We start from the raw sequence: 21,899 nt of genomic DNA on the forward strand, positions 1-21,899 counted from the left end.
ACGCTATTTCATGTATTCGATTACTTGTCCACTATTGTATCAATGAAGAGAGTCCTCGAAAGCTCGATTATCATTTTTGGGGCGTCGTTCTTGCGGGCATAGGATGGGCATGTTACCCATACTTATTCCAGCAAACCTTTAGTATCAAAGAGGAGATGATTTGTTTGATCATCTTCTGTGGTATGTCTGGAGGTAGCATTACTCTGCTCTCTGCCGATCTGCGCTCTGCATTTGCATTTACTTTGATTACCGTTATTCCGTATTGTTATGTCATGATCACTCGTGGAGGTGGTGATGAACGGTCGATAGGAATCATGGGGCTCGGGTACGCTGTTGCGCTATGTTTAAGTGCTACTCGTAGTTCAAAATTTATTATTACTTCAATCGCAAGTCAGGCAAAAGTAAAAAGACTTGTCATTAATTTAGAATCAGAAGTAGAAAAANAAAAAAGAACTAACGGTATATTAAAATTAGAACAGAAAGATATGCTGACAGGTTTATTTAACCGAAATAGTTTCTTTTCCAAAGTTGAGATATTACGCCAAGAAAAAAATAATAAATCAGAATCAATAGATAGCTTTATTCATATTGATATCGAGAAGTTCCATATAATTAATAATACTTACGGTCATGAGTATGGCGATTATATGTTAAACGAAATCGGTCAGAGATTATCTAAAATAGATACATTTTTTAACTCTGTATCTTCTAGATGGGGAAGCGATGAATTTATCATCTATATAAGCTGTCACTCCGAACGAGCAATTAATGATTTTATCAATCAAGTTATTGGTAATTTATCGCGGCCTATTCAATCAAAAAATATTCGAGTAACACCGTCTTACCATATTGGTTATTACTACTGTACAGACAACTATTACCCAATAGATAAAGCCATTAAAAATTCCTACTTAGCAGTCAGTGAGGGAAAACGAAGTAATCAACATATTTGCTGCTTTAACCAAAAAATACAAGCAAGTAACGAACGAAAATCTTACCTACGCCATGCGATGGTAGAAGCGCTCGAAATGCAAGATTTCTTTATGAATTACCAACCTATTGTCGATAGTGAACTAGATAAAGTTCATTCTTTTGAAGCGCTTATACGCTGGAACCTTAACGGTGAACTTGTGTCTCCAGAAGAGTTTATCTCTATCGCCGAAGAGCATGGTTTCATTATCGATATCGGCAAGCTAGTACTTAAAATGGCCATTGAAACCCTACATGATATCAATGTTGATAATCCTAGAGTATCCATGTCTATTAATGTGTCAGCAATTCAATTCGAAGATGAAAACTTCCTCGAATACTTACAATTTCTTATTGCACAATATGCTGTTCAGCCGGCTAATATCCATTTAGAAATTACAGAAACAGCAATGATTACCAATCTTGATAAATTGACACGTATTATTAAACAAGTGAAAGAAATAGGTGTCATGATATCAGTTGATGACTTTGGAACTGGATTCTCATCTATTTTGGTGCTTAAAAACCTTCGTATCGATTACATCAAAGTCGACAAATCATATGTAGATAATATTTGTAGCAACGAAAAGGATCACAGTATTGTTTCGGCTGTAGTAAAAATGGCACACTCTATCGATAGTAAGGTAATTGTTGAAGGCGTTGAATATCCCGATCAACTTGCTTTACTCAAAGAAAGCAACATCGATTTATATCAAGGCTACTTGTTCAGTAAACCCGTTAAAAAAGATCAAGTTTTAGCCCTACTCAACCAACACAATCATTAAATTTAGACTAATTAGTCTAAATTTAATGATTATGATTGCAATATATTACCTGCCTAAGAAATATTGAATTAAATATCCCCAATGGCCTTAAGATGCAGGATTCAGAGCTTCATCAATAGTCGATTTGACTAACGCTTGGCTTTAGTGCTTTTTCTTGCCATTAAAGTCGGCTCTAACTGAATAACTTGTGGTGTATTATTTAAACCTTGCAGTTTAGCAAGCAGAGCTTCTACAGCTGCCTTACCTAAACGATACTTAGGTTGATGGATTGTCGTCAGTGCTGGTGACATAAACTGAGCGATACGAATATCATCGTAGCCAACGATTGAGAGATCGTTAGGTACACCGATACCATGCTCTGTCGCCGCATTAATCGCTCCCATAGCCATCATGTCATTACAGATGAATAAAGCACTCGGCATTGTCTTCGCTTCAATGAGCTGTGTCATCGCTGAAAAGCCACCTTCACACTCGAAGTTAGATTCAATCACCCATTGGTCATTCAACGGTATCTTGTGGTCTGCCAGTGCTTGTTTAAAGGCGGAGAATCGATTTTGCGCTTGATGTTGATGGAGTGGACCTGTGATACAACCAACCTCGGTATGTCCCAAATCAATCAGGTGCTTGGTTGCCATATACCCACCTTGATAAGAGTTATCTAAGATTTTATCGCTCGAATTGACAGTCGGCCCCCAATCCATCACGACAACAGGTATATCGGGGTAACGTTCAAATTCCGTCAGCGGTTCACCTTCCATCGTCGTACACATTAACATCAAACCATCCACACGCTTTTGTAATAACGTATCAATGGATGCGCGCATGCGCTCCGTATCCCCTTCAGTATTACATAAAATCAAACTGTAACCTTGGTGATAACAGCTGCGTTCGACTCCTTTTACTACCTCACCAAAGAATGGGTTGGTGGAGGTAGTGACTAACATACCGATAGTTTTAGTCCGATTCATTTTTAAGCTACGAGCTAAAGCAGAAGGCGCATAATTGAGCTCTTTAGCCGCTGCATTAACCCGAGCTGAAATATCTTCACTGACAAAGCGAGTTTTATTGATCACATGGCTTACTGTTGAGGTAGAAACCCCAGCGAGCTTCGCGATATCTTTCATGGTCGCCACAGATCGTACTCCTTGTTATTTCTGTTCTGCGAGAAACACCTCAACGTCATCTCTTGAAGGGATCGACGTTTGCGCACCGAAACGAGTTACTGAGATTGCTGCGGCGGCATGCGCAAATTTGATCGCTGATTCTAAAGGCATTTGTTCCAGTAAACCAGTAACAAAAGCACCATTAAATGTATCACCAGCAGCAGTCGTATCCGTTGCTCTGACCGAAAACCCGGGCACAATGAATCCCATTTCACCTTGCTGGCTCACCCACACGCCTTTTGCGCCCAGAGTGATCATAACCGTTTGAATGCCTTTTGCATGTAACGCTGCAGATGCTTCGGCTGCACTTGCTTCATCAATAACCGCAATTCCGGTCAGTTCCTGCGCTTCCGTTTCATTAGGAGTAATGATATCGATATTCGCTAATAACTCTTCAGGCAGAGCGCGGGCTGGAGCTGGATTTAGAATCACTTGAGTGCCAGCTTGTTTGGCAATGTGTGCCGCCTTAATCACCCCTTCCAACGGTGTTTCAAGTTGCATTAGCAGATAGTGAGCTTGTTGAATGGTTGCGGTGTATTCTTCCACCACTTGCTCGGTAAGATGTGCGTTGGCTTCTGGTGAAATACAAATCGTATTTTCCCCTTGCGCAGACACTTGAATCAGCGCAACCCCAGTTGGCGTATTCTGTTCGACACGAACCGCATCGATTGACATCCCATCTTGGTTAAATTGCTGACGAATATGTTGACCAAAAGCATCATCACCAACACAAGCAATAAACGAAATATCAGCATTGAGACGCGCAGCAGCAACCGCTTGGTTCGCTCCCTTACCACCCGGAATCACTTGATACATCTTGCCATGCAAAGTTTCGCCTGGTTTAGGAAAACGGGGAATTTGTAAGACATGATCGGCATTGACACTACCGAGTACGACCAATTGGCTCATAAATTTATCCTTCGTATGTAGCTCAATGAAAGCTCTAAACTCTGAATCAGTCTCTATGTACCAGTCAAAGTTCACAGCTTTCATTCCAGCTTGGTAGACACCCATTTCAAGAGAAATCGGTGCCAGCCAAGCTGGAAGAGAATATCCCTTTACTTAGTCACAATTTTTAGTGGTACAGGGATAGAAGTCGGCACTTTTTGACCTTTTAATACCTTATCTGCCGTTTCGATACCTAGCGCACCAATTAGATCAGGCTGCTGAGCGATCGTTGCGCCCAATTTGCCACGTTTTACCGCCGCAATGCCGTCTTTGGTACCATCAAAACCCACAATTAAGACTTTCTTGCCCGATGCCTGTACAGCGCGTAATGCACCTAATGCCATTTCATCATTCTGTGCGAAAACAGCTTGGACGTCTGGATGAGCTGCGATCAGGTTTTCCATCACATTCAATCCTTTGGTGCGGTCAAAATCAGCAGGTTGACTTGCGAGTAGTTGCATCGAACTGTTTTTAACTGACTGCATAAACCCTTTGCCACGTTCGCGAGCAGCAGATGTTCCTGCAATACCTTCAAGTTGGATGACTTTGGCTTTTTGACCCACTTTCTCCATGATGAATTTTCCTGCCATTTCACCACCAGCGACGTTATCAGAAGCAATATGTGAAACAACTTTGCCGTGACTAGCACCGCGATCTAGCGTCAGTACTGGGATATTAGAGCGATTCGCTAAACGAATGGCATTTGAAACCGCATCAGAGTCGGTTGGATTGATTAAAATAGCCTTCACGCCACGAATAGTAAGATCTTCAACATTTGATAGCTCTTTACTTGGGTCGTTTTGTGAATCTAGGACAATCAACTTATAACCCAAATCTTGCGCCTTAGCTTCCGCTCCTTCTTTCATTGAAACGAAGAATGGGTTATTTAACGTAGACAGTACAATAGCAAGTGTATCCTGAGCTTGAGCAGACACAGATAAGGTCGAGCCCAACACAGCAGCAGTAATCAGCGAGACGACTTTTTTCATAATTTGGTTCCTTTTTGTAGGGTACAGTGGCTGGTCTTGCCAGGCCTTATTATTTGTTTTTGTTGTCTACCAAAACGGCAAGTAAGATCACGACCGCTTTAGCAATCATTTGGTAGTAAGAAGACACATCCAGTAAATTCAACGCGTTATTCAAAAATCCGATGATTAACGCACCAATCAGCGTGCCCATAATTTTACCTTTGCCGCCCATCAGGCTTGTTCCACCTAGTACAACAGCAGCAATAGCATCTAATTCATATCCCATACCCGCAGTAGGTTGAGCGGATGACAAGCGTGAAGTAACAATGATTCCAGCTAGCGCCGCCAATAGGCCACAGATAGCATAAACACCGATTTTCACGCGGTCTACGTTAATACCAGACAAACGTGTCGCGGATTCATTACCGCCAAGCGCATACACGTAACGGCCAAAGCGAGTATGATTTAACAGGTACCAAGCGACAGCAAAGACCAAAACCATGAGCCAAACTGGCACAGGAATACCTAATAAATACCCAGTACCAAACCATGCGAAAGCGCCCGCAGTATCGGTAAATCCTGTAGAAATTGGTCGGCCATCGGTGTACACCATGGTGACACCACGTAGCAGAGTCATTGTGACTAATGTTGCAATAAAGGCTTGCACTTTACCCTTGGCAATAATGACACCGCTTACCGCACCTAATGCCGCACCAGCAAGTAGCGCGACCGGAACAGCCACAATCACAGGGACTTCAAGTGCGATGAGACTTGCGGCAAAGGCACCAGATAATGCCAATACTGAACCTACGCTCAAATCGATTCCTGCGGTTAAAATAACCAATGTCATGCCCACTGCAATGATCGCATTGACTGACGTTTGGCGCAGAATGTTCATTAAATTACCAAAGGTAAAGAAATGTGGATTGAGAAAAGACACGACAACCACAAGAAATAGAAGAGCAATCAATGACTTTTGTTCGATAAGCCACTCTTTACTCAGCCATTTTTTCTGACTAGGTGCTGTTTTCTTGATGGTTTCAGAGTTCATGCGGTTTCCTCGTTCAACACGTTATCTGTAGGCTGCAATGATTGAGCTGGCTGTTTACCAACTGCGCATGCCAATAAATTTTCTTGATTTGCTTCTTTAGCGCTAAATTCGCCACTAATACGGCCCTCATGCATCACTAGGATACGGTCACTCATGCCCAAAACTTCAGGCATTTCCGAGGACACTAAAATGATGCTCATGCCGTCCGCTTTAAATTCATTAATAAGTTGATAGATTTCTTTTTTAGCACCAACATCTACACCACGAGTAGGTTCGTCAAGAATCAATAACTTAGGACGAGTCATTAATCCTTTTGCGATCGCGACTTTCTGTTGGTTACCACCGGATAAGTTGCCGATAATCTGTTCGCGTTTTGGTGTTTTGATATTGAACAGTTGAATAAAATCATCCACTGCCAATTTTTCTTCACTGTGCTTGATTTGCATACCATGGCTAAGTTGCTTTAACGCACATAGACTCATGTTGTCTTTAACCGATAATCCAAGTATTAACCCATCACCTTTACGGTCTTCAGAGATATAGGCAATACCCGCTTTCAAGCCATCTTGGGGGCTATGCGCATCGATTTTCTGGCCATCAATCCACACCTGACCAGCAGATTTAGGCAATGCACCATAAATCACTTTCATCAGTTCCGTACGTCCGGCTCCCATCAGGCCCGAAATACCCAAAATTTCACCATGGCGAACATTAAAACTAATTTCTTCAACACCAGCGCCAGACACTTGCTCAACAGCAAGGCAAATATCGCCTTGAGGGACACTGACGCGCGGGTACTGTTCATCGAGTCGACGTCCAACCATTTTTTCGATCAAACCATCTTCATCGGTATCCGCCACTGCACACTGACCAATAAATTTCCCATCACGCAAGACAGTAATGTCATCACAAATTTCAAAAATTTCTTTCAAACGATGCGAGATATAAACGATGCCACAACCTTGTTCTCGAAGTTCATTAATCACTTTAAATAACGAGGCTGTTTCTGTATCAGTCAGCGCATCTGTTGGTTCATCCATGATGATCACTTTAGATTCAAACGAAAGCGCCTTCGCAATCTCAACCATTTGTTGCTCACCCAAGCTCAAATCACCTAATAAGGTATTCGAGCGATGAGCCACGTTTAAACGCTCAAGCAACGCATCGGCTTTCTGGTACATCTCTTTCCATTGAATGCGGCCAAATACACTAACAATTTCTCGGCCCAGAAATATATTTTCAGCAATCGTCAGTTCTGGAATCAGGTTGAGCTCTTGGTGAATAATACTGATGCCGGCTATTTGAGAATCACGCGGACCTTTGAATTGTACGGGTACACCATGATACTCAATCTCCCCAGCATCACGACGATAAATACCAGTCAGCACTTTCATCAAGGTGGATTTACCCGCGCCATTCTCTCCCATCAAAGCCATCACCTTACCGGGATAAACATTTAGGCTGGCACCATCTAAGGCTTTAACTCCAGGGAACCCCTTTTCAATATTTTTTAGGGATAAAATCGGCTGGGTCATACACTCTCCTCAATCATATCTAGGTCGGTGAATTTGGGATTAAAATACAACGCCAGCTTGAAAAATAACGTTGGCATAAGCGGTACATTCACCAGTGCGAATCACCGCTCGGCTCTGGTGAGTGCGTGCTTTAAAAGCTTCGTGAGGTAAATAAGTAATGGTGATGGGTTTCCCTTTACTTTGTTCTTCTGCATTAAGTAATACCATGAACTGCTCAAAACATTCAGGGCTGGTTTTAGGGAACTCTTCAGCCAAGATAACCCCTTCAATTTGTGATTCTGACAGCACGGTTTTCACTGTTTCAAGAAATCCGGGCACACCGTACGTTAGCGCTAAATCAATGCGTTGTGTTGCCGAAGGAATCGGTAATCCCGCATCACAAATTGTGTATTCATCCGTATGACCTAATGTTGCGACAAGATGAGATAGCTCTGCATTAATAAGGGCTGTTTTTTTCATTATTATTCCTTTTTCGTTCTCTTACGTACTGGCTAAGACCTTCACCACTCATTCAGTTTAATTAGACTTAAAGCAATAGTTAATGATATTTAAATTAATATAATTAACTATTAATTAAGATAATTATTGAATAATCCGTATTTAATCTAGGTTTCGATTATTTTTTAGAAACCTTATCGAAACGTTTCGATGAGATAGTAATGAGATAGCAATGAATTTGCATCACGATTGAAATCAGAGTGTGATTGTGATCGTTACAACAGGGAATTAGTGCCCCAAATTAGTGAGAATGATCACTGATGGTGATTAATTAGCCGTACAAACACATTCTCGCTGAAACAGCATCTTGAGGTTATTTAGGTATAGTAATCCGGATATTTTTCCCAGATTTAACATAAGTGATATGAATAAAGCTAAACTAAAGAAAAGTTTAAGTGGCAATAAATCAAACAGATACGGGCTTCTAACTGCCGATAACACACTTAACTTTATATAATTTATTGAATTTTAATAAAATGGAGCATCTTCATGCTTAAACGTTCAGCTTTCGTTCTTCTTTCTGTTCTTGCTCTGTCTGCTTGCCAAGATGAAGTTGGTAGTCAATCTTGGTGTCAAGATATGCGTGAAAAGCCGAAAACCGAGTGGAGCAGCCAAAACGCGGTTGATTATGCAAAAAACTGTTTACTCAATAATGAAGTAGGCAGTGAGCAATGGTGTAAAGACATGGACGAAAAACCGAAAGGTGATTGGACAGCAAATCAAGCAACTTCTTACGCTAAGCACTGTGTCTTATAACCCTCTATTCGATTAGCTCCTGATCGATTAAGCCCCCTAAAATGGGGGCTTAATCACCTATAGCCCTTTATGGTATTGAGCATGTGTTGTCGGTAAAATAGCGTTTTGCAAACTCAATATCGCAGCTTGACGCTGCTCCTTTTCACAAAGTTGGCGAAATTGCTCAACCAATTCATTTAAGCGCCAAGGGCTTCGCGTTTCAGTGTGAATATCTCTTACATCTATAAACCAATCAGTAAAAAGTTCTGGAAGATCCTGAATCACCTCTAAGTTCATAAAATGATGCTGATTATATAAACTGTTGTGCTCGCCCAACTGCTTATCAATCACATAAGCAGACCCATTTAAGTTCAGTATTGAGGCCGACTTTTTACAGTTAGGCAAACATCCTCGAGTCACACGCTTTTTCTTACACCCAACGGTTTGTTGGAACAAGCATTGACGACTGGTTAACAAATTCATCGGATGATAAATACTGTGACATAAACGGAATCCTTTTGGTCTTACAATACGTTTCATCTGCTTATGCGAAATTTCATTGGAAATAAAAGCACCACTACAGCCATACTCTTGTTGCAAACATTGCAGTGCATATGAGTTGGTGAGGTTTAACTGCGGCCCAGCTAACCATGCTATATCCATTTCCCCAGCCAACATTCCGATCCCAGTATTATTGGTCACAATACAACTTGGCTTAACAGCTTCCAAAAACTGTTGCGCAGCCAAATAATTATCACCTATCAATACCGCAGGAAACCACGGGATAAGGTGCGGGTATTGTGAGAAAACATCCAGTACTTGTGTTTTTTGCCGAGCTAGAGACGAAGGCATTTGATAATAAACACTGATGTTGTCAGCATGCAGCTGCTGCACTTCTTCAAGGGTGGAAACCAATACATTTAAATGAGGTTTAATCGGCTCATCTAAATCCGTATTTATCGCAGGCACTTGGATATCCGCGTATTTTTTTTCTGTCGTTTGATTTTTATGCTGCTCATGATCAAGCTGAACTAAACGCTCATTCACCCGCGCGATAATTCGGGTATTTTCATCATAGACTTGCTGTTTAATCTGGCGAGTTTGTTCACCTTCCGAGACTCCCGCTTGCTGGATGAAATGATCAGCGGAATGATTACGCGGATTATCAATGTACATTTCTTTTGAGATAGTGCCTTTTAAATAGCCCGCAGAAAAATCACGATTAAAGACCTTATAAAGCTCAGAGGTATCAGACAACAAAGGTTGGTTATTTTCATAACGGTCAATTTGTTGCCGCCACTGATCGACCACATTAAACACATAGTGCGGCTGTTTCATTCTCCCTTCGACTTTCAACGAATACACGCCGAGTTCAGCAAGCTCGGCAAAATCTTCAAATGCCGTATTATCCTTCATGTTTAATGGGTGACTGATCCCCATATCTGTGGTCTGATATTTATCACGGCAAGGCTGACTGCAACGCCCTCGGTTACCCGAAGCCCCATTTCTTGCTGAGCTGATATAACATAGCCCAGAAAAACCAATGCAGTAGGAACCGTGAACAAACACTTCCATCAATACATTATGCTGTCTACCATATTGCGTTAGATGACGAATTTCTGTTGAATCCAATTCACGGGATAAATTCACTCGGCTAGTCCCCAGCTTAGACAAAAAGCGAATTTGACCTTCGTTATGAGAATTGAGCTGGGTTGAACCATGCACATCCAGCATTGGGAAGTAATGCTTCAAAATATAACCAAGACCAAGGTCCTGAATAATTACGCCATCAATGTCGGTGTGAATCAGTTGATTTAACAAGCGAACGACTGAACGAATCTCGCTTTCCAATAAAATAATATTCAGTGTCAAAAATATTTTGCAGTGGTGTTCATGAGCAATCACCAATATTGCTTTTAAGTCATCTAAATTAAGATTGGACGCTCTATTTCGCGCATTAAAACGTTCCAGCCCACAATATACAGCATCAGCTCCAGCTGCGATTGCCGCTTTAATGGATTCGATGTCACCACCTGGGGCTAATAACTCAAACTGACTCTCACTCACGCTCTAACCACACTTTTTACTTCAACTAAGGGCTGGCTATTCTACTACTCTCTGTAAGGAAATATCCAATAAACCCTATAAATAACATGGCTAACTGCCCTCATTAATTCAAACAATAAAAAACGCCCACTCACCATGATGAGTAGGCGTGTTGTTTTTAGGTGATAACTGGTTAGTTTGACGCGGCCGCAGTTTTAGAAGCAGAACCGTTCGTTGCCAATAACAACCCAATCAAGATAGCTCCAATAATGGTTCCAGCAGGCCATGCTAATAACAGCACAATCGAATAACTGTATTGTCCCGCCCGATTATTTTTAAAAATGGACCAATATCCTAACCCTGCCAAACAGACCAAAATAATAGGAAGCACGGAAATTAAAGCCCCTAATTCAGCAGGTATACCTGAAGCAAAGAGACCGGATAAAAATAGGCCAGCCAAACCTATCAATACTTGAATGGTTGAAGCCATTCCTATCAAAAATTTAATTAAAGTGACCATTGACGTTACCTTTATTGTGATAATTTTGAGACTCTTATTAGAACAAAAAGTTTATCAATTTAGTCCACTGACTGACGTTATTACTGGATCAAGATCCACAAATTTCTGTAGAAAAGCCTCAGTATTGGCACACTGAGGCTTAAGGGAATACCTATGCACTAAGTTTTTCTTTAGCAAGAGATTTTGCACCTGCAAAATCCAGTTTCCCTGTTCCTAATACAGGAACCTGCTCTACTTGAAAAATAGCGCTCGGAATCATAAGTGCTGACATGCCTTTTTGATTCAACGTTTTCTTAATCTCCGCGGGTGCTTGTTCACTTTCTGTAAGTAGCACTATCTGTTCACCTTTTTTCTCATCTGGTAAATTAACTGCCACCAAATTCATCTCTGGCTCACCAAGCAGCTCTTTAATGGTTTGCTCAACCGCACCAAGACTGACCATCTCCCCTGCCAACTTCGCAAAACGAGAGTAACGGTCAACAATGGTTAAGTATCCATCTTCATCTAAATGGCCTTTATCGCCCGTTTTATACCAACGCATGCCATCAAGATTGACGATCACAGAATCAGTTTTCTCCGGATCATTTAAGTATCCTTTCATGATCTGGGCACCACCAATCAAAATCAAACCATCTTCCCCTACCGGCAAGGTTTCAAGGCTAACCGGGTCAACAATACGGAAAGTGGTTCCTGGTAGAGCAAGCCCTACCGTGCCATCTTTTGCCGCTTCTTGAATATAGGCCTGCTCACGAATCATATGCCCTGGCAAGTTAACACTGGCGACTGGCGTAGTTTCCGTCGTGCCATATCCTTCTAAGACCGGCACCATAAATTTCTGCTGAAACGCCTCTTTTACCGTTTTATCTAGTTTTTCAGCCCCTGATACTACAGCGCGCAGCGAATTAAACATCATTGGCTTAATCCTGCGATTGCGCTGATACATACGTAAGAATGTCGACGTCGCACACATCAGTGTGGCTTCGTATTTCGCAACCGCTTTTGCAATATTGTGGCCATCAGTAGGATCAGGATGACAAATCACAGGGATCCCCTCCATCAATGGCAACATACCTGTTACGGTTAAACCGAAAGCATGGAATAAAGGAAGTGTTGCCATAATACGATCTTCTTCCCGCACATTGAGTACATCTGATACCTGACGTAAGTTAGCCATGATATTTTTATGAGTCAGCATCACACCTTTCGGTGCTCCTTCGCTACCAGAAGAGAACAAAATCGCAGCGTTATCTTCCAGCTCCGTTGGCTTACAAAAGAGCGTATGAATCCATGCAGCAGGCAAACAAAGCGCTGCCGCAGTCGTCAACCATTTGCGTAGCGGGCTGATGCTCGTTTTTAGGTCTTCCAAGTAAAACCGTTCACAGCCACTTAAAATGGTTTCACAATCAATACCTCGTTTCTCAAGCTTGCTAATAAAACGGCGTGAGGTCACGATGCTCTTAATTGCAGCACTCTGTTTAGCATTGCTGATCGCCTCAATAGATGACGTGTAGTTAATATTCACCACCGTTTTACCCGCCATGAGGGCACCAATGTTAGTCATTAACCCAGGCGCAGAGGTTGGAACCAATAAACCTAAGTTCTGGCCCGGTAACGCTTGTAGTTTCTGCTTAACAAGTAAGCTACCGACTAAAAATTTGAAGTGTGACGTTGGCGTCCCCGAGCTATCGACTACAGCCCAATCACTCGGTTTTGATTTCGCGGTTTCAATCCAAGTTTGCGGCAAGGTATCTAACGTTTCTGCATATTCATTCCAACTCGCTACCGACATCTCAAACACTTTTTGTTTAACTTGAGCGGCATCAGAATGAATGTCCATTGGCTCGCCAAACGCAGCGATGATGTCACGCTTGATACCGTTTTTACGCATTTTGCCAAGTTTCTTGGTTGAACGAGAAAACGCACTGCCCCACATGCCGCGCAGATAGAATGGCACAATGACACCATTTGCGTCTTTGCAAGCACGTTCAAACCCTTTTTTGAATTCACCTAATTGGCCCAAGTGACTAATACGACCTTCAGGGAACAGACAAACGGTTTCACCGGCATTCAGTAGCTCCGTGACTTTAGCCAGAGCTTGCTTACTTTGTCCTGCAGAAATAGGGATAACACCAAACAAGTCAAAAAACCATTTCAGATACCATTGCTGGTAAATGCTACGGTCCATAACAAAATAAACCTGTTTTGGTACTGCCATTTGAATAATCGCCCAATCCATCCAGCTAATATGGTTACCCAATAACAAAGTCCCCGTACCGGACTCAGGCAGATTATCAAAGCCCACCACTTTCAACCGGTATTTATGTCCCAGTAAACGATTCATTAAACCACGCACTAAAGCTTGAGGTAATATGACAATCGCAAACAGCGCCACCAATACACTTAGACCAAACAACCCCCACAGTAGGTATTGAGCATCTAAAGAAGTGGTGGCAAAGAGTACGGTCAGCCCTAGAAACAATAACATACCAATGTTTTGAATGAAGTTATTGCCCGCCAGCACGCGCCCTATTTGAGATTCATTGGCATGAAACTGAATCAGTGCATTTAACGGCACCAGCATTAGTGCACCACCAAACCCAACCAACAGGAATAACACAGCCATCAAGGTTAATGTGGTTACTTGAGCCAAGAAAAATAGGCTGATGCACACCACAACAGCCCCTGCTGGGATGAGAGAAATGTTGATATGTCGCACTGAATGTTTAGCCACGAAAGCGGAACCGAGCATCAAACCAATAATGGCCATAGCAATCACGCATTGAATGGCAAAGGTATTACCAATTCCAAGTGTTGATTTCGCATAGGAAGGAAACGCGGCGATAAGTACTTGGCTAATTGAAAGAAAGCAAGTGAGACCCAATACGGATTGCCAAATCGCTTTCTCTTTAAAAAGTAATCGAATATTGCTGGTTAATGTTTTGCCCGTAGCATACTGACGCCATGGGAAACCTGTCACAGTGGTTTTTGATTGGCAGTTAGGTAAACGAAATGCTAGCACACACTCAATAATGGAACCTAATACCAACAACCAGCCAATATTAGCGACATCTTGAAGTATTGCCGATGGCACAAGCGGCGTTGCCGAATTTAAATCAAATTCAAACAGAGCAGAAAATGCAGCACTCCCTGCTAGCACCGCAATCATAGAGACTGCTTGCACCCAACCATTACCAGCACTTAAATACTCAGCGCCAAGTAATTCGCGTATATAACCGTATTTAGCGGGAGAATATAAAGCACTCTGCATCGCTAGAATAAAGGTTAAGGCGAACGCTGCATAAAAATGCCCAGTGTAGTAACAATAAGTAATGAGTAATGTCACTACAATGGCCAGCATCGCGCTACAGCGCATCACTTTGGCCTTGGGAAAGCGATCCGCTAAATACCCAGATGGCGTAAATAGCATAACAAATGGTAATAAGATGAGTGCATTTACAATTGCCATCAGAAGCATTTGTTGATTGCCATCGTAACTTTTAAAAAGTGTATTCTGGATGACGATTTTATGGCCAAAATCGACAAACGCATTAATAAATGCCACTAGTAAATAAGCGATAAAGCCTTTGTTTTTAAATAATCTGCTCATTGTCATTCCCCAATCGAACGCCGTTCAATTAATTTAGGGCCAACATTAATCGAACACTGTTCGATTGTAAAGTGAAGATGTGAATGTTTTATATTCAGGTTATGAAATGGGATCAGAAACACAAAAAGAGGGCCATTGACTGCCCTCTTTATCACTGTTTCTAATTTTGATGTGATTAACCGCATCAAATTTCCTTATTCAAAACATTCAGATTTATTCCAACGTTTGAGCCAGTGCTGTTTTTAGTTCTTGCTCTGCTTGTTCAATCAATAACTGTGCTTGTTCCCGCTGTGCTCGGCCTTCTTTTACTCGCGCTAAGGTATTATTCAACGTATCAATAGTCAGTTGGTTAACAACTTGTAAAGATTCAATATCCAAAATACCACGCTGATAGTTTTCCGCAATTTGCTCTTCCAAGACCTTCAACTTTTGTGCATTCTGCTGATATTGCGCATTGGTATAATCTTTCACAGCGCGAGTCACCTTGAGCGCTTTTTCTTTTTCATAGTTAGAAATCGCGATCAAAAATTGTCGTTTCCATAGAGGGAAGGTGTTGTGCACGATATCCTGTATATCTTCCATGAGCATTTTATTGCCCTCTTGAGACAAACGAATCTGAGGTGCAGTTTGAATAGCCGCTAATCGAGTGAGCTCCAAGTTATGCACACGCTTTTCTAAACGTGCCACCGCTTGAGTAGCATCGCGGTATTTTTGGGCATCTAACGCATCACCACTGGCTTGAGATTGAGTGAGTAACTGAGGTAGCACGATTTGATTCAGTTCAGCTAACTTAAACTTACCTGCTTCTATGTAGGTTTCGAGCCCTTTTAATAACTCTAAGTTGTGGTTATACAACCCATCCAACTGATTAATATCATGAGCCAGTTTTGCTTCTTGCCCTTCTAGTTTTTCAGCGAGAGAATCAATGTGATCTTTAACTGAATCAAAGCTAGCCGAGAACTTTTTAAACGAATCGAAAAGCTCCCCGATCAAAGGCAATTTCGCGAGAAAACTGTCTCGGCCTAACCCATCAAAATCAGTAGAATCCATTGATGAAATCATCGCCTGTAGCACTTCTCCTGCTTCTCCGGAATCTCTAATGCGAATTTGATCAAGAATCTCATCCGAAAACGAAGTAATAGTTTCTAAGGCTTCTTTACCAAATGTGATAGTGGCAACCGTATCAAACGGATCAAACTTTTGCGCTACCTCAGCCGCTTCTGGAGTCACAGCCATCTCTACTTGAGGAACCGGATCTTCTTGAATTTGGTTGGCGTGAACTGACACGTCATTTTTTGAGTCAGCAAGTGTAGGTTGTGCGTCAACATGAGACGTTAAATCAGGCTCATTCAAGTTAGGAGCATCAACTGCTGGTTTTGATTCAGGTGTAGATTCAGTCATGGTGGTATTCTCCTTAATGCTCGTTTGAGCGATGCCTGGGAAATTGTTTCCACAGTTTTTCAAACTGTTGCTGGAAAGCAGTAATAAAGCGCTGATCATCGGTTAAGGTAATGTCTTCTTGGTTGTATCTAGAAGCACTTCGAGTCCAGTTAAAACTGCCATTAATCATGCGTATACCATCAAAGATCGCAAATTTGTGGTGCATGTGATAATCCGAAGTATCTATCTTAACTTGCACCCCTTTACGAGCGAGATAGTCCACGTCACTTCCTGCATCAAACCGCTTGTTGCGATCAGTAATCACTCGGACTTCAACCCCTCGTTCATGAGCTTTAATAATGTGTTTAGTCAAATCATCATCTGCAATCGTAAAGACACAGATATCAATATGATTCCGAGCTAACTTAAGCTGTTCAACAATACCGTTGAAACAGTCTTTTCCCGGTGAAAACCAACTGCCAGCGATCTCATTGACTTGGGTTTCACGTGCTGCATCTAAAATTTTCACAACACGCTCTAACCACCGAATAACTTGGCAAGCATCCTCACCCGATTCAACGGCTTCATGCGCTAAACGAAATGACTGATTGCGTAAATACGCACGCTCTTCATCAGAACAGTTTAGGTGCGCCAATTTCTGTTTGAGATCTTTACGCTCTTGATCATCCAATCGAACATCGGCAATCGACGCCTTTAACCACTGTTCCCACTGTTGCTGATTCATGCGCTCGTATCTCCTGAAACTTTATCTCTTGAGGTATCACTTCCTGAAAAGCGGGCCGACACACCAGACACGTATTGGTTTAGCATTGCTAATTGCTGTACCACTTGACCCGCGCGATCCTCAGAATCTCCCATAATTTGCTGACGCTGATAACTCTGTTTGATCTCGTCCCAGCGAGCTCGTTGTGCTTTAGTCATATTGCCGCGCAGTTCAGCGAGCTTAAGCAAGTTTTCCTCTGTTCCATTAGCAAGGGTTTGAGCTTCGCCTTGGTAGTGATCTTGAATAAGGGTATCCAGTTCTTCATCGGTCATGACTGATGAAATTTTCTCTGCCAACTTATTCATATTTCGATAGGATCCTTGCAGCTTAAATGCAGGTTCAACTCGATAATCATCTGCAGTTGCAGCGGATTGAATATATTGTTGGTTCACCTTAAGAACGGTCTGCTGCACACGCATTAATTTTTGCAACGTCGTGACCACTTCATTAGCTTGCGTCGCTGAATAAGAGTGTGTCATCTCACTCAATGCAATACTCTCCCCTTGTGCCATACGAACAAAACGGTACAAATCATTCAGATCGCGAGTCGCGAGCGGAGCTAATACTGAATTTGAAGTTAGAGAGTTTTCAATGAAACTCAAAGCAAACGCATTCCCCTGATCAGACAACATATCGCCCAAGTTATAAATATCAGCACGGTTGGCTAACATATCGGGAATACGGAACGCCTCACCCGTTTCTGTATACGGGTTACCCGCCATTACCACGGCAAACTTTTTACCGCGCATATCGTAAGTTTTGGTTTTACCTTGCCAAGTTCCCTCGACCCGACGTGTTCCGTCACACAAGGAGATGAATTTTTGGAGCAATTCTGGGTTGGTGTGCTGAATATCATCGAGATAAAGCAACACGTTATTACCCATTTCAAATGCCAAGTTGATTTTTTCAATCTCGCGAGCGGCGTTTTGATCCGGAGCATGGGCAGGATCCAACGATGTTACTTGGTGGCCAATCGAAGGACCGTTAACTTTCATGAATACCAAACCCAATTTAGAGGCAACGTATTCAATCAAGGTAGTTTTACCGTAACCTGGAGGAGAGATGAGCAGTAGCATCCCCATTAAGTCGGTGCGTTTTTTATCGCCCAACGTTCCCATCTGTTTCGCTAAGTTATCGCCAATTAACGGTAAATAACTATCACTAATCAGTTTATTACGTACAAATGAAGTTAATGGACGCGGCTTAAATTCCTGCAAGCGAAACTGTTGTTTTGCTTGGCTTAATAGCGCTGAACGTTTTTCTAGATAAGCATTAAAGCGTGGCACAATCACACTACGATGGTGTTCGCAGCGACGAATAAAATCATCCAATACTAACGGTAAAGCCCCTTGTTTAATCCGCTTATGCTCACCGAGTAAATCGGCGACTTTACCGGTTAAAGAAAAAGACACGCTACTCAATAGTTGTTGTGACAAGGTTTTACACATCGCGATGGCTGCCGCTTCCAACACAAACGCTTCGCCAGTCTTATTTTGTTTAGTGTAAGGAGTTAGCCATTGCACATGATCGGTAAATGCAGCGGCCATTGGCATCTCTTTCGCATTCCAACCCAAGCTACGTCGAAACTGAAGATAATCTTCGCTTAATTGAAATGCATCTTGGCTTACTTCAATTCTTGGCACTTTATCGGCTAAGATTTGAATCAAGTAATCGGCAGCTTCATAGGCATATTTGACCCCTAATTGAGGGAGTAATACCTCTTGCAGCGCAGAGTATGCATCAGCAGATTGTAAATGATCTCTCAGTAAAACAGCGTTGACCGCTTGCTCATGCCACTGAGATGTATCCTCTTGCTCTAATAACCAAATAAGTGCTGCAGCGCGTGCACCTTGACTATAACGTAACAACCCAGCACGTTGATAAATGGGCAGCATGGTCGACAGTATCTGCGCGGCATCATGGTCATGGATACCTTTCACATATCCCTCTTTATAACGAGGAGCAGCGAAACGCTGGATCAGCTCTTTTAACGATTGATCTTGGAGAGCTTGATACAAGCGGTCGAGTGAAAGATCATTCTGGTGATGTTGCGCAGCATGCAATATCAAATAAGCTAAGTACTCACCACGATACACATGCTCACTTTCTGATGTGACATCCAGTTTAGCGATGTCTTGGAGTTGCAGAAACTCTTGATCTTCTATCGGCTGATAAAAATCAGTACCTGAAATATGGGTGCATAACTGTTCATTTTGTTCAATTAAACTTAAATCTAACCCCTGCTGGTTCACACTAAAACGGTGCTTACCAAGGCGTAAAACTTTACCACCTTGTTCAAATATATCTTGATTATCACGCATAGAGCGTAGTGACTGATCTTGCAGTGACTTCAATTTAGCGTCGATACTATCCGCTTTTACACTATCACCTAGTTCTCTGATTGATTCAGAAAGTTGGTGCAGTTTCATCACCATAGCATCGGTTGCAAAATAACTATTAAGTCCAGCAACATCATCAAAGCGATCGATACGTTTTTCAATGCTATTTAACGTGACGTTCGCAGCTTGTTGTAAGTTCTGAACTCGACGTTGCTGCGCAGCGACTAATTGCTGCTTGTGATTATCTAATGTCGACTGGATTTCATCGCGCTTGGTATAGATTTCCGCGAGGAATTGGTCAAAGTCAGCGAAACGAGACTCCAATTTATCTAACTGACCAATCAAACGGGCTAACTGATTGTCACACTCGTCTGGAGTGGTTGCCTGCTCCATGGCAGTACTCACCGCCTGTCCGAGCAATTTAAATTGGGCACTGAATTCTGCTTGAGCTTCTTCGCTTTGTAATGACTGACCTTTGGCGCGTAACTTAGCGGATAACGCATTCAATAGTGACGACACTTCCGTCGTCAGATCCAAGATCCGGGTAGATTGCGTTGGATCTTCAGTTTCGATATCCGTCACTTCCTCTGTGACTAACTGCAACTGCGAACGCAGCTCATCCACTTCCTGCTGCAAATCATTTAACTCAGCGGTTTTTTCTGTGGTTTCGAGCCTAGTTTCAATGTCCGCAATGGTGTGTTTATACGGTTGGTAAGCTTTCTCTTCTTGCAACAGGAGTAATAAACGGTGATTCAGTTCATCACGCTGTAACTGCAGTTGCTCCAACATCTCATCGACACTTACCGTATCCATATAGTGTTGCTGGCGCAATGACATCACCGATCCGACTTCCGTTTTCACCTCGGCTAAAAGCGCAAGTAATGCATTAGCCTGCTCTTTAGGTGTTAATTTAATCTTACCGATTAACTCTGCTACATGCTGCTGTTGCTGCTCTAAACTTTGTGCTGCTGCGATCTGGAGTTGCTGAACCTTGGCAAACTCATCAATGATATTATCCGAAGTTTCGACAATCTCATGAATTGAGTCGCCAATTCCTAATGCATAGTGGTGGTTAAGCCAATGGTAATGGTCAAGGGTTGTATGACACTGCTTAAGTAACATTTCATACGCAGCTTGGGTGACCTCTTCATTGAGCGTAAGCTGACATATAGACAGTATTGATGATAACGCGCGAACCAATTCAGCATTACCCAAATTGAAGAGAGGACTTGAACCGTCCGCCTTCGCATTTTCTTGCGTATAAAATTCAGGAGTACAATACGGTGTATTCCAAATTTGCAGCGGATGAATAGTCGAAGCTTCTGGATTTTCTGCTGCCTGAAAAACGAGCATTCGCCCATCCGAATAGAGGCTAAATCCATAGCTATCGAGTGGAGCAGAAAAACGTTTCTCAATCATGTTATAAGAAAAAGAAACGTAGGCACCCTTCGCTTTATTAAAAAAGTAATAGATAACATCTTCGCCATTTGGCGACGCTATTTTTTGGAAGAATTCTAGATCCTGCCAAGGAATATCAAACAGCTTGTAATCGCCATTAGCTAACACGTAGCCATGGGCAAGTAAAATGCCATGGTTTTCCGGCAGAACTTTCGCGCTTCGTCCTAACGAATCAGCCCGAACGACCGATTGATTCATTGGGTTATAAATAAAGTAACGATGCATTTTCTCACGGTGAGGCTTAATCCGCAGTGCAATTAACTCACCCACGAAGGCATAATCAATGCTCGCATCGGCAACACTTTGATGCGGATCTTCCACTTCTTCGCTATAAATGCCTTTTCCATCTTCGGTGTTATCTTCGACCTTAATCGTTAAATCCCCTCCCACACATTCAACAAAGAGCTTATCTTGTATCGAAACATGGGGGTGAGTACCAAGAATATGGTTGTCGCGTGTGGTCGCAATCCAATCAAAATCAAATTGCGGCACACTCTCTAATGTCGTGTGACCAAGAGCGTCTAGGTAGGTAACCGATTCTCCATTAACTTGAAAGCGAAACACCTTACGGTCATCAGGTCGCATCCCGATTTGAAAGACCACATAAAGCGTACTTTCTTGACGAGAGATTTGCTGTAACTTCGCGTCACTGTAATAGGTAAATAGCTCGGTGAATTCATGGTGAAATCGGTCATCTGCCAAGAAGCTCTCATGTACCGATAGAGGTTCAACACGGAAAATGCCATCATTTTCGTGCAGTTGATATAAACCAAAGACATCGTTAAGTTCAGGCACGGCTTTTAAACCAACTTTTACCTGATAACCAAACAGCAGTTGGTTACTAACTTGCGCCATATCGATGGGAATACAACGTGCTTCGGTTTGCACATTAGCCTTCCCAACCAAAGTCATTTCCTGGCCACCGAAAATTTGTTGACGCTCTTGATTAAATGATTTGGCGAGAGATTTAAGCTGCTCACCTTGTTGTGCTAAACGGGATTTTAGAACCTCGTATGCACCGCCTTCTGTGACTGCTTGCTGTGTCTTTTCTGACATACTAAACCCTTTAAATCCCGCCTCAGAAAGAGGCGGGACAAATTAGAAGAAATGAAC

General features: G+C 42.3%; 14 protein-coding genes. 2 read left to right on the forward strand and 12 right to left on the reverse strand.

The features are described from left to right. Nucleotides 1-485 precede the first annotated feature (485 nt). Nucleotides 486-1,754 carry a putative bifunctional diguanylate cyclase/phosphodiesterase gene (locus F9817_RS02070; protein ID WP_237476182.1) on the forward strand — a complete coding sequence of 423 codons (1,269 nt, stop codon included), beginning with the start codon at nt 486-488 and terminating at the stop codon, nt 1,752-1,754. Nucleotides 1,755-1,882: 128 nt separating this feature from the next. Here the strand turns inward: F9817_RS02070 and F9817_RS02075 are convergent, their stop codons facing one another. The 6 genes from F9817_RS02075 to rbsD form a co-directional block, all read right to left on the reverse strand. Then, nucleotides 1,883-2,887, reverse strand: a complete 1,005-nt coding sequence (locus tag F9817_RS02075) for a substrate-binding domain-containing protein (protein ID WP_161153301.1) — start codon at nt 2,885-2,887, stop codon at nt 1,883-1,885. 15 nt (nt 2,888-2,902) lie between these two features. Beyond that, nucleotides 2,903-3,826 carry a ribokinase gene (gene rbsK / locus F9817_RS02080; RefSeq protein ID WP_161153302.1) on the reverse strand — a complete coding sequence of 308 codons (924 nt, stop codon included), beginning with the start codon at nt 3,824-3,826 and terminating at the stop codon, nt 2,903-2,905. Between the two features lie 149 nt (nt 3,827-3,975). Continuing rightward, nucleotides 3,976-4,854, reverse strand: coding sequence for a ribose ABC transporter substrate-binding protein RbsB (gene rbsB, locus F9817_RS02085; protein ID WP_161153303.1), 879 nt, complete (start codon nt 4,852-4,854; stop codon nt 3,976-3,978). A gap of 49 nt (nt 4,855-4,903) precedes the next feature. Continuing rightward, nucleotides 4,904-5,884, reverse strand: coding sequence for a ribose ABC transporter permease (gene rbsC, locus F9817_RS02090; protein WP_161153304.1), 981 nt, complete (start codon nt 5,882-5,884; stop codon nt 4,904-4,906). Beyond that, on the reverse strand, nt 5,881-7,419 hold the full coding sequence (rbsA, locus tag F9817_RS02095) for a ribose ABC transporter ATP-binding protein RbsA (protein WP_161153305.1): 1,539 nt from the start codon (nt 7,417-7,419) through the stop codon (nt 5,881-5,883). The genes rbsC and rbsA overlap by 4 nt, the downstream gene beginning before the upstream one ends. 39 nt (nt 7,420-7,458) lie before the next feature. Next, the gene (gene rbsD / locus F9817_RS02100; protein ID WP_161153306.1) at nt 7,459-7,878 is read right to left on the reverse strand and encodes a D-ribose pyranase; all 420 of its coding nucleotides are present in this window, start codon (nt 7,876-7,878) and stop codon (nt 7,459-7,461) included. Nucleotides 7,879-8,406: 528 nt separating this feature from the next. Between rbsD and F9817_RS02105 the strand changes: the two genes are divergently transcribed. After that, nucleotides 8,407-8,673, forward strand: coding sequence for a DUF3012 domain-containing protein (locus tag F9817_RS02105; protein ID WP_161153307.1), 267 nt, complete (start codon nt 8,407-8,409; stop codon nt 8,671-8,673). Nucleotides 8,674-8,730: 57 nt separating this feature from the next. Here F9817_RS02105 and F9817_RS02110 read toward each other — a convergent pair whose 3' ends face one another. From F9817_RS02110 to F9817_RS02135, 6 genes are all read right to left on the reverse strand, one after another. Continuing rightward, nucleotides 8,731-10,719, reverse strand: coding sequence for a U32 family peptidase (locus F9817_RS02110; RefSeq protein ID WP_161153308.1), 1,989 nt, complete (start codon nt 10,717-10,719; stop codon nt 8,731-8,733). A gap of 172 nt (nt 10,720-10,891) precedes the next feature. Next, nucleotides 10,892-11,218: a hypothetical protein gene (locus F9817_RS02115; protein ID WP_161153309.1), complete on the reverse strand. Its 327-nt coding sequence runs from the start codon at nt 11,216-11,218 to the stop codon at nt 10,892-10,894. Nucleotides 11,219-11,369: 151 nt separating this feature from the next. Continuing rightward, nucleotides 11,370-14,825 carry an acyl-[ACP]--phospholipid O-acyltransferase gene (locus tag F9817_RS02120; RefSeq protein WP_161153310.1) on the reverse strand — a complete coding sequence of 1,152 codons (3,456 nt, stop codon included), beginning with the start codon at nt 14,823-14,825 and terminating at the stop codon, nt 11,370-11,372. A gap of 213 nt (nt 14,826-15,038) precedes the next feature. Then, nucleotides 15,039-16,061, reverse strand: a complete 1,023-nt coding sequence (locus tag F9817_RS02125) for a toxic anion resistance protein (RefSeq protein ID WP_161153336.1) — start codon at nt 16,059-16,061, stop codon at nt 15,039-15,041. 178 nt (nt 16,062-16,239) lie between these two features. After that, a complete protein-coding gene (locus F9817_RS02130; RefSeq protein WP_161153311.1) occupies nt 16,240-16,950 on the reverse strand; it encodes a phospholipase D-like domain-containing protein in 711 nt (236 codons plus the stop codon). Next, a complete protein-coding gene (locus F9817_RS02135; RefSeq protein WP_161153312.1) occupies nt 16,947-21,842 on the reverse strand; it encodes a DNA repair ATPase in 4,896 nt (1,631 codons plus the stop codon). Before F9817_RS02135 ends, F9817_RS02130 begins: the two co-directional genes overlap by 4 nt. Nucleotides 21,843-21,899 lie beyond the last annotated feature (57 nt).

Origin of the sequence: Vibrio eleionomae (assembly GCF_009874545.1) — a bacterium.
GTDB classification, from domain to species: domain Bacteria; phylum Pseudomonadota; class Gammaproteobacteria; order Enterobacterales; family Vibrionaceae; genus Vibrio; species Vibrio nitrifigilis.

Coding starts and splice junctions, on each gene's coding strand:
- F9817_RS02070 (WP_237476182.1), top strand. CDS start 486: ATGCTGACAGGTTTATTTAACCGAAATAGTTTCTTTTCCAAAGTTGAG.
- rbsK (WP_161153302.1), bottom strand. CDS start 3,826: ATGAGCCAATTGGTCGTACTCGGTAGTGTCAATGCCGATCATGTCTTA.
- rbsB (WP_161153303.1), bottom strand. CDS start 4,854: ATGAAAAAAGTCGTCTCGCTGATTACTGCTGCTGTGTTGGGCTCGACC.
- rbsC (WP_161153304.1), bottom strand. CDS start 5,884: ATGAACTCTGAAACCATCAAGAAAACAGCACCTAGTCAGAAAAAATGG.
- rbsA (WP_161153305.1), bottom strand. CDS start 7,419: ATGACCCAGCCGATTTTATCCCTAAAAAATATTGAAAAGGGGTTCCCT.
- rbsD (WP_161153306.1), bottom strand. CDS start 7,878: ATGAAAAAAACAGCCCTTATTAATGCAGAGCTATCTCATCTTGTCGCA.
- F9817_RS02105 (WP_161153307.1), top strand. CDS start 8,407: ATGCTTAAACGTTCAGCTTTCGTTCTTCTTTCTGTTCTTGCTCTGTCT.
- F9817_RS02115 (WP_161153309.1), bottom strand. CDS start 11,218: ATGGTCACTTTAATTAAATTTTTGATAGGAATGGCTTCAACCATTCAA.
- F9817_RS02120 (WP_161153310.1), bottom strand. CDS start 14,825: ATGAGCAGATTATTTAAAAACAAAGGCTTTATCGCTTATTTACTAGTG.
- F9817_RS02125 (WP_161153336.1), bottom strand. CDS start 16,061: ATGGCTGTGACTCCAGAAGCGGCTGAGGTAGCGCAAAAGTTTGATCCG.
- F9817_RS02130 (WP_161153311.1), bottom strand. CDS start 16,950: ATGAATCAGCAACAGTGGGAACAGTGGTTAAAGGCGTCGATTGCCGAT.
- F9817_RS02135 (WP_161153312.1), bottom strand. CDS start 21,842: ATGTCAGAAAAGACACAGCAAGCAGTCACAGAAGGCGGTGCATACGAG.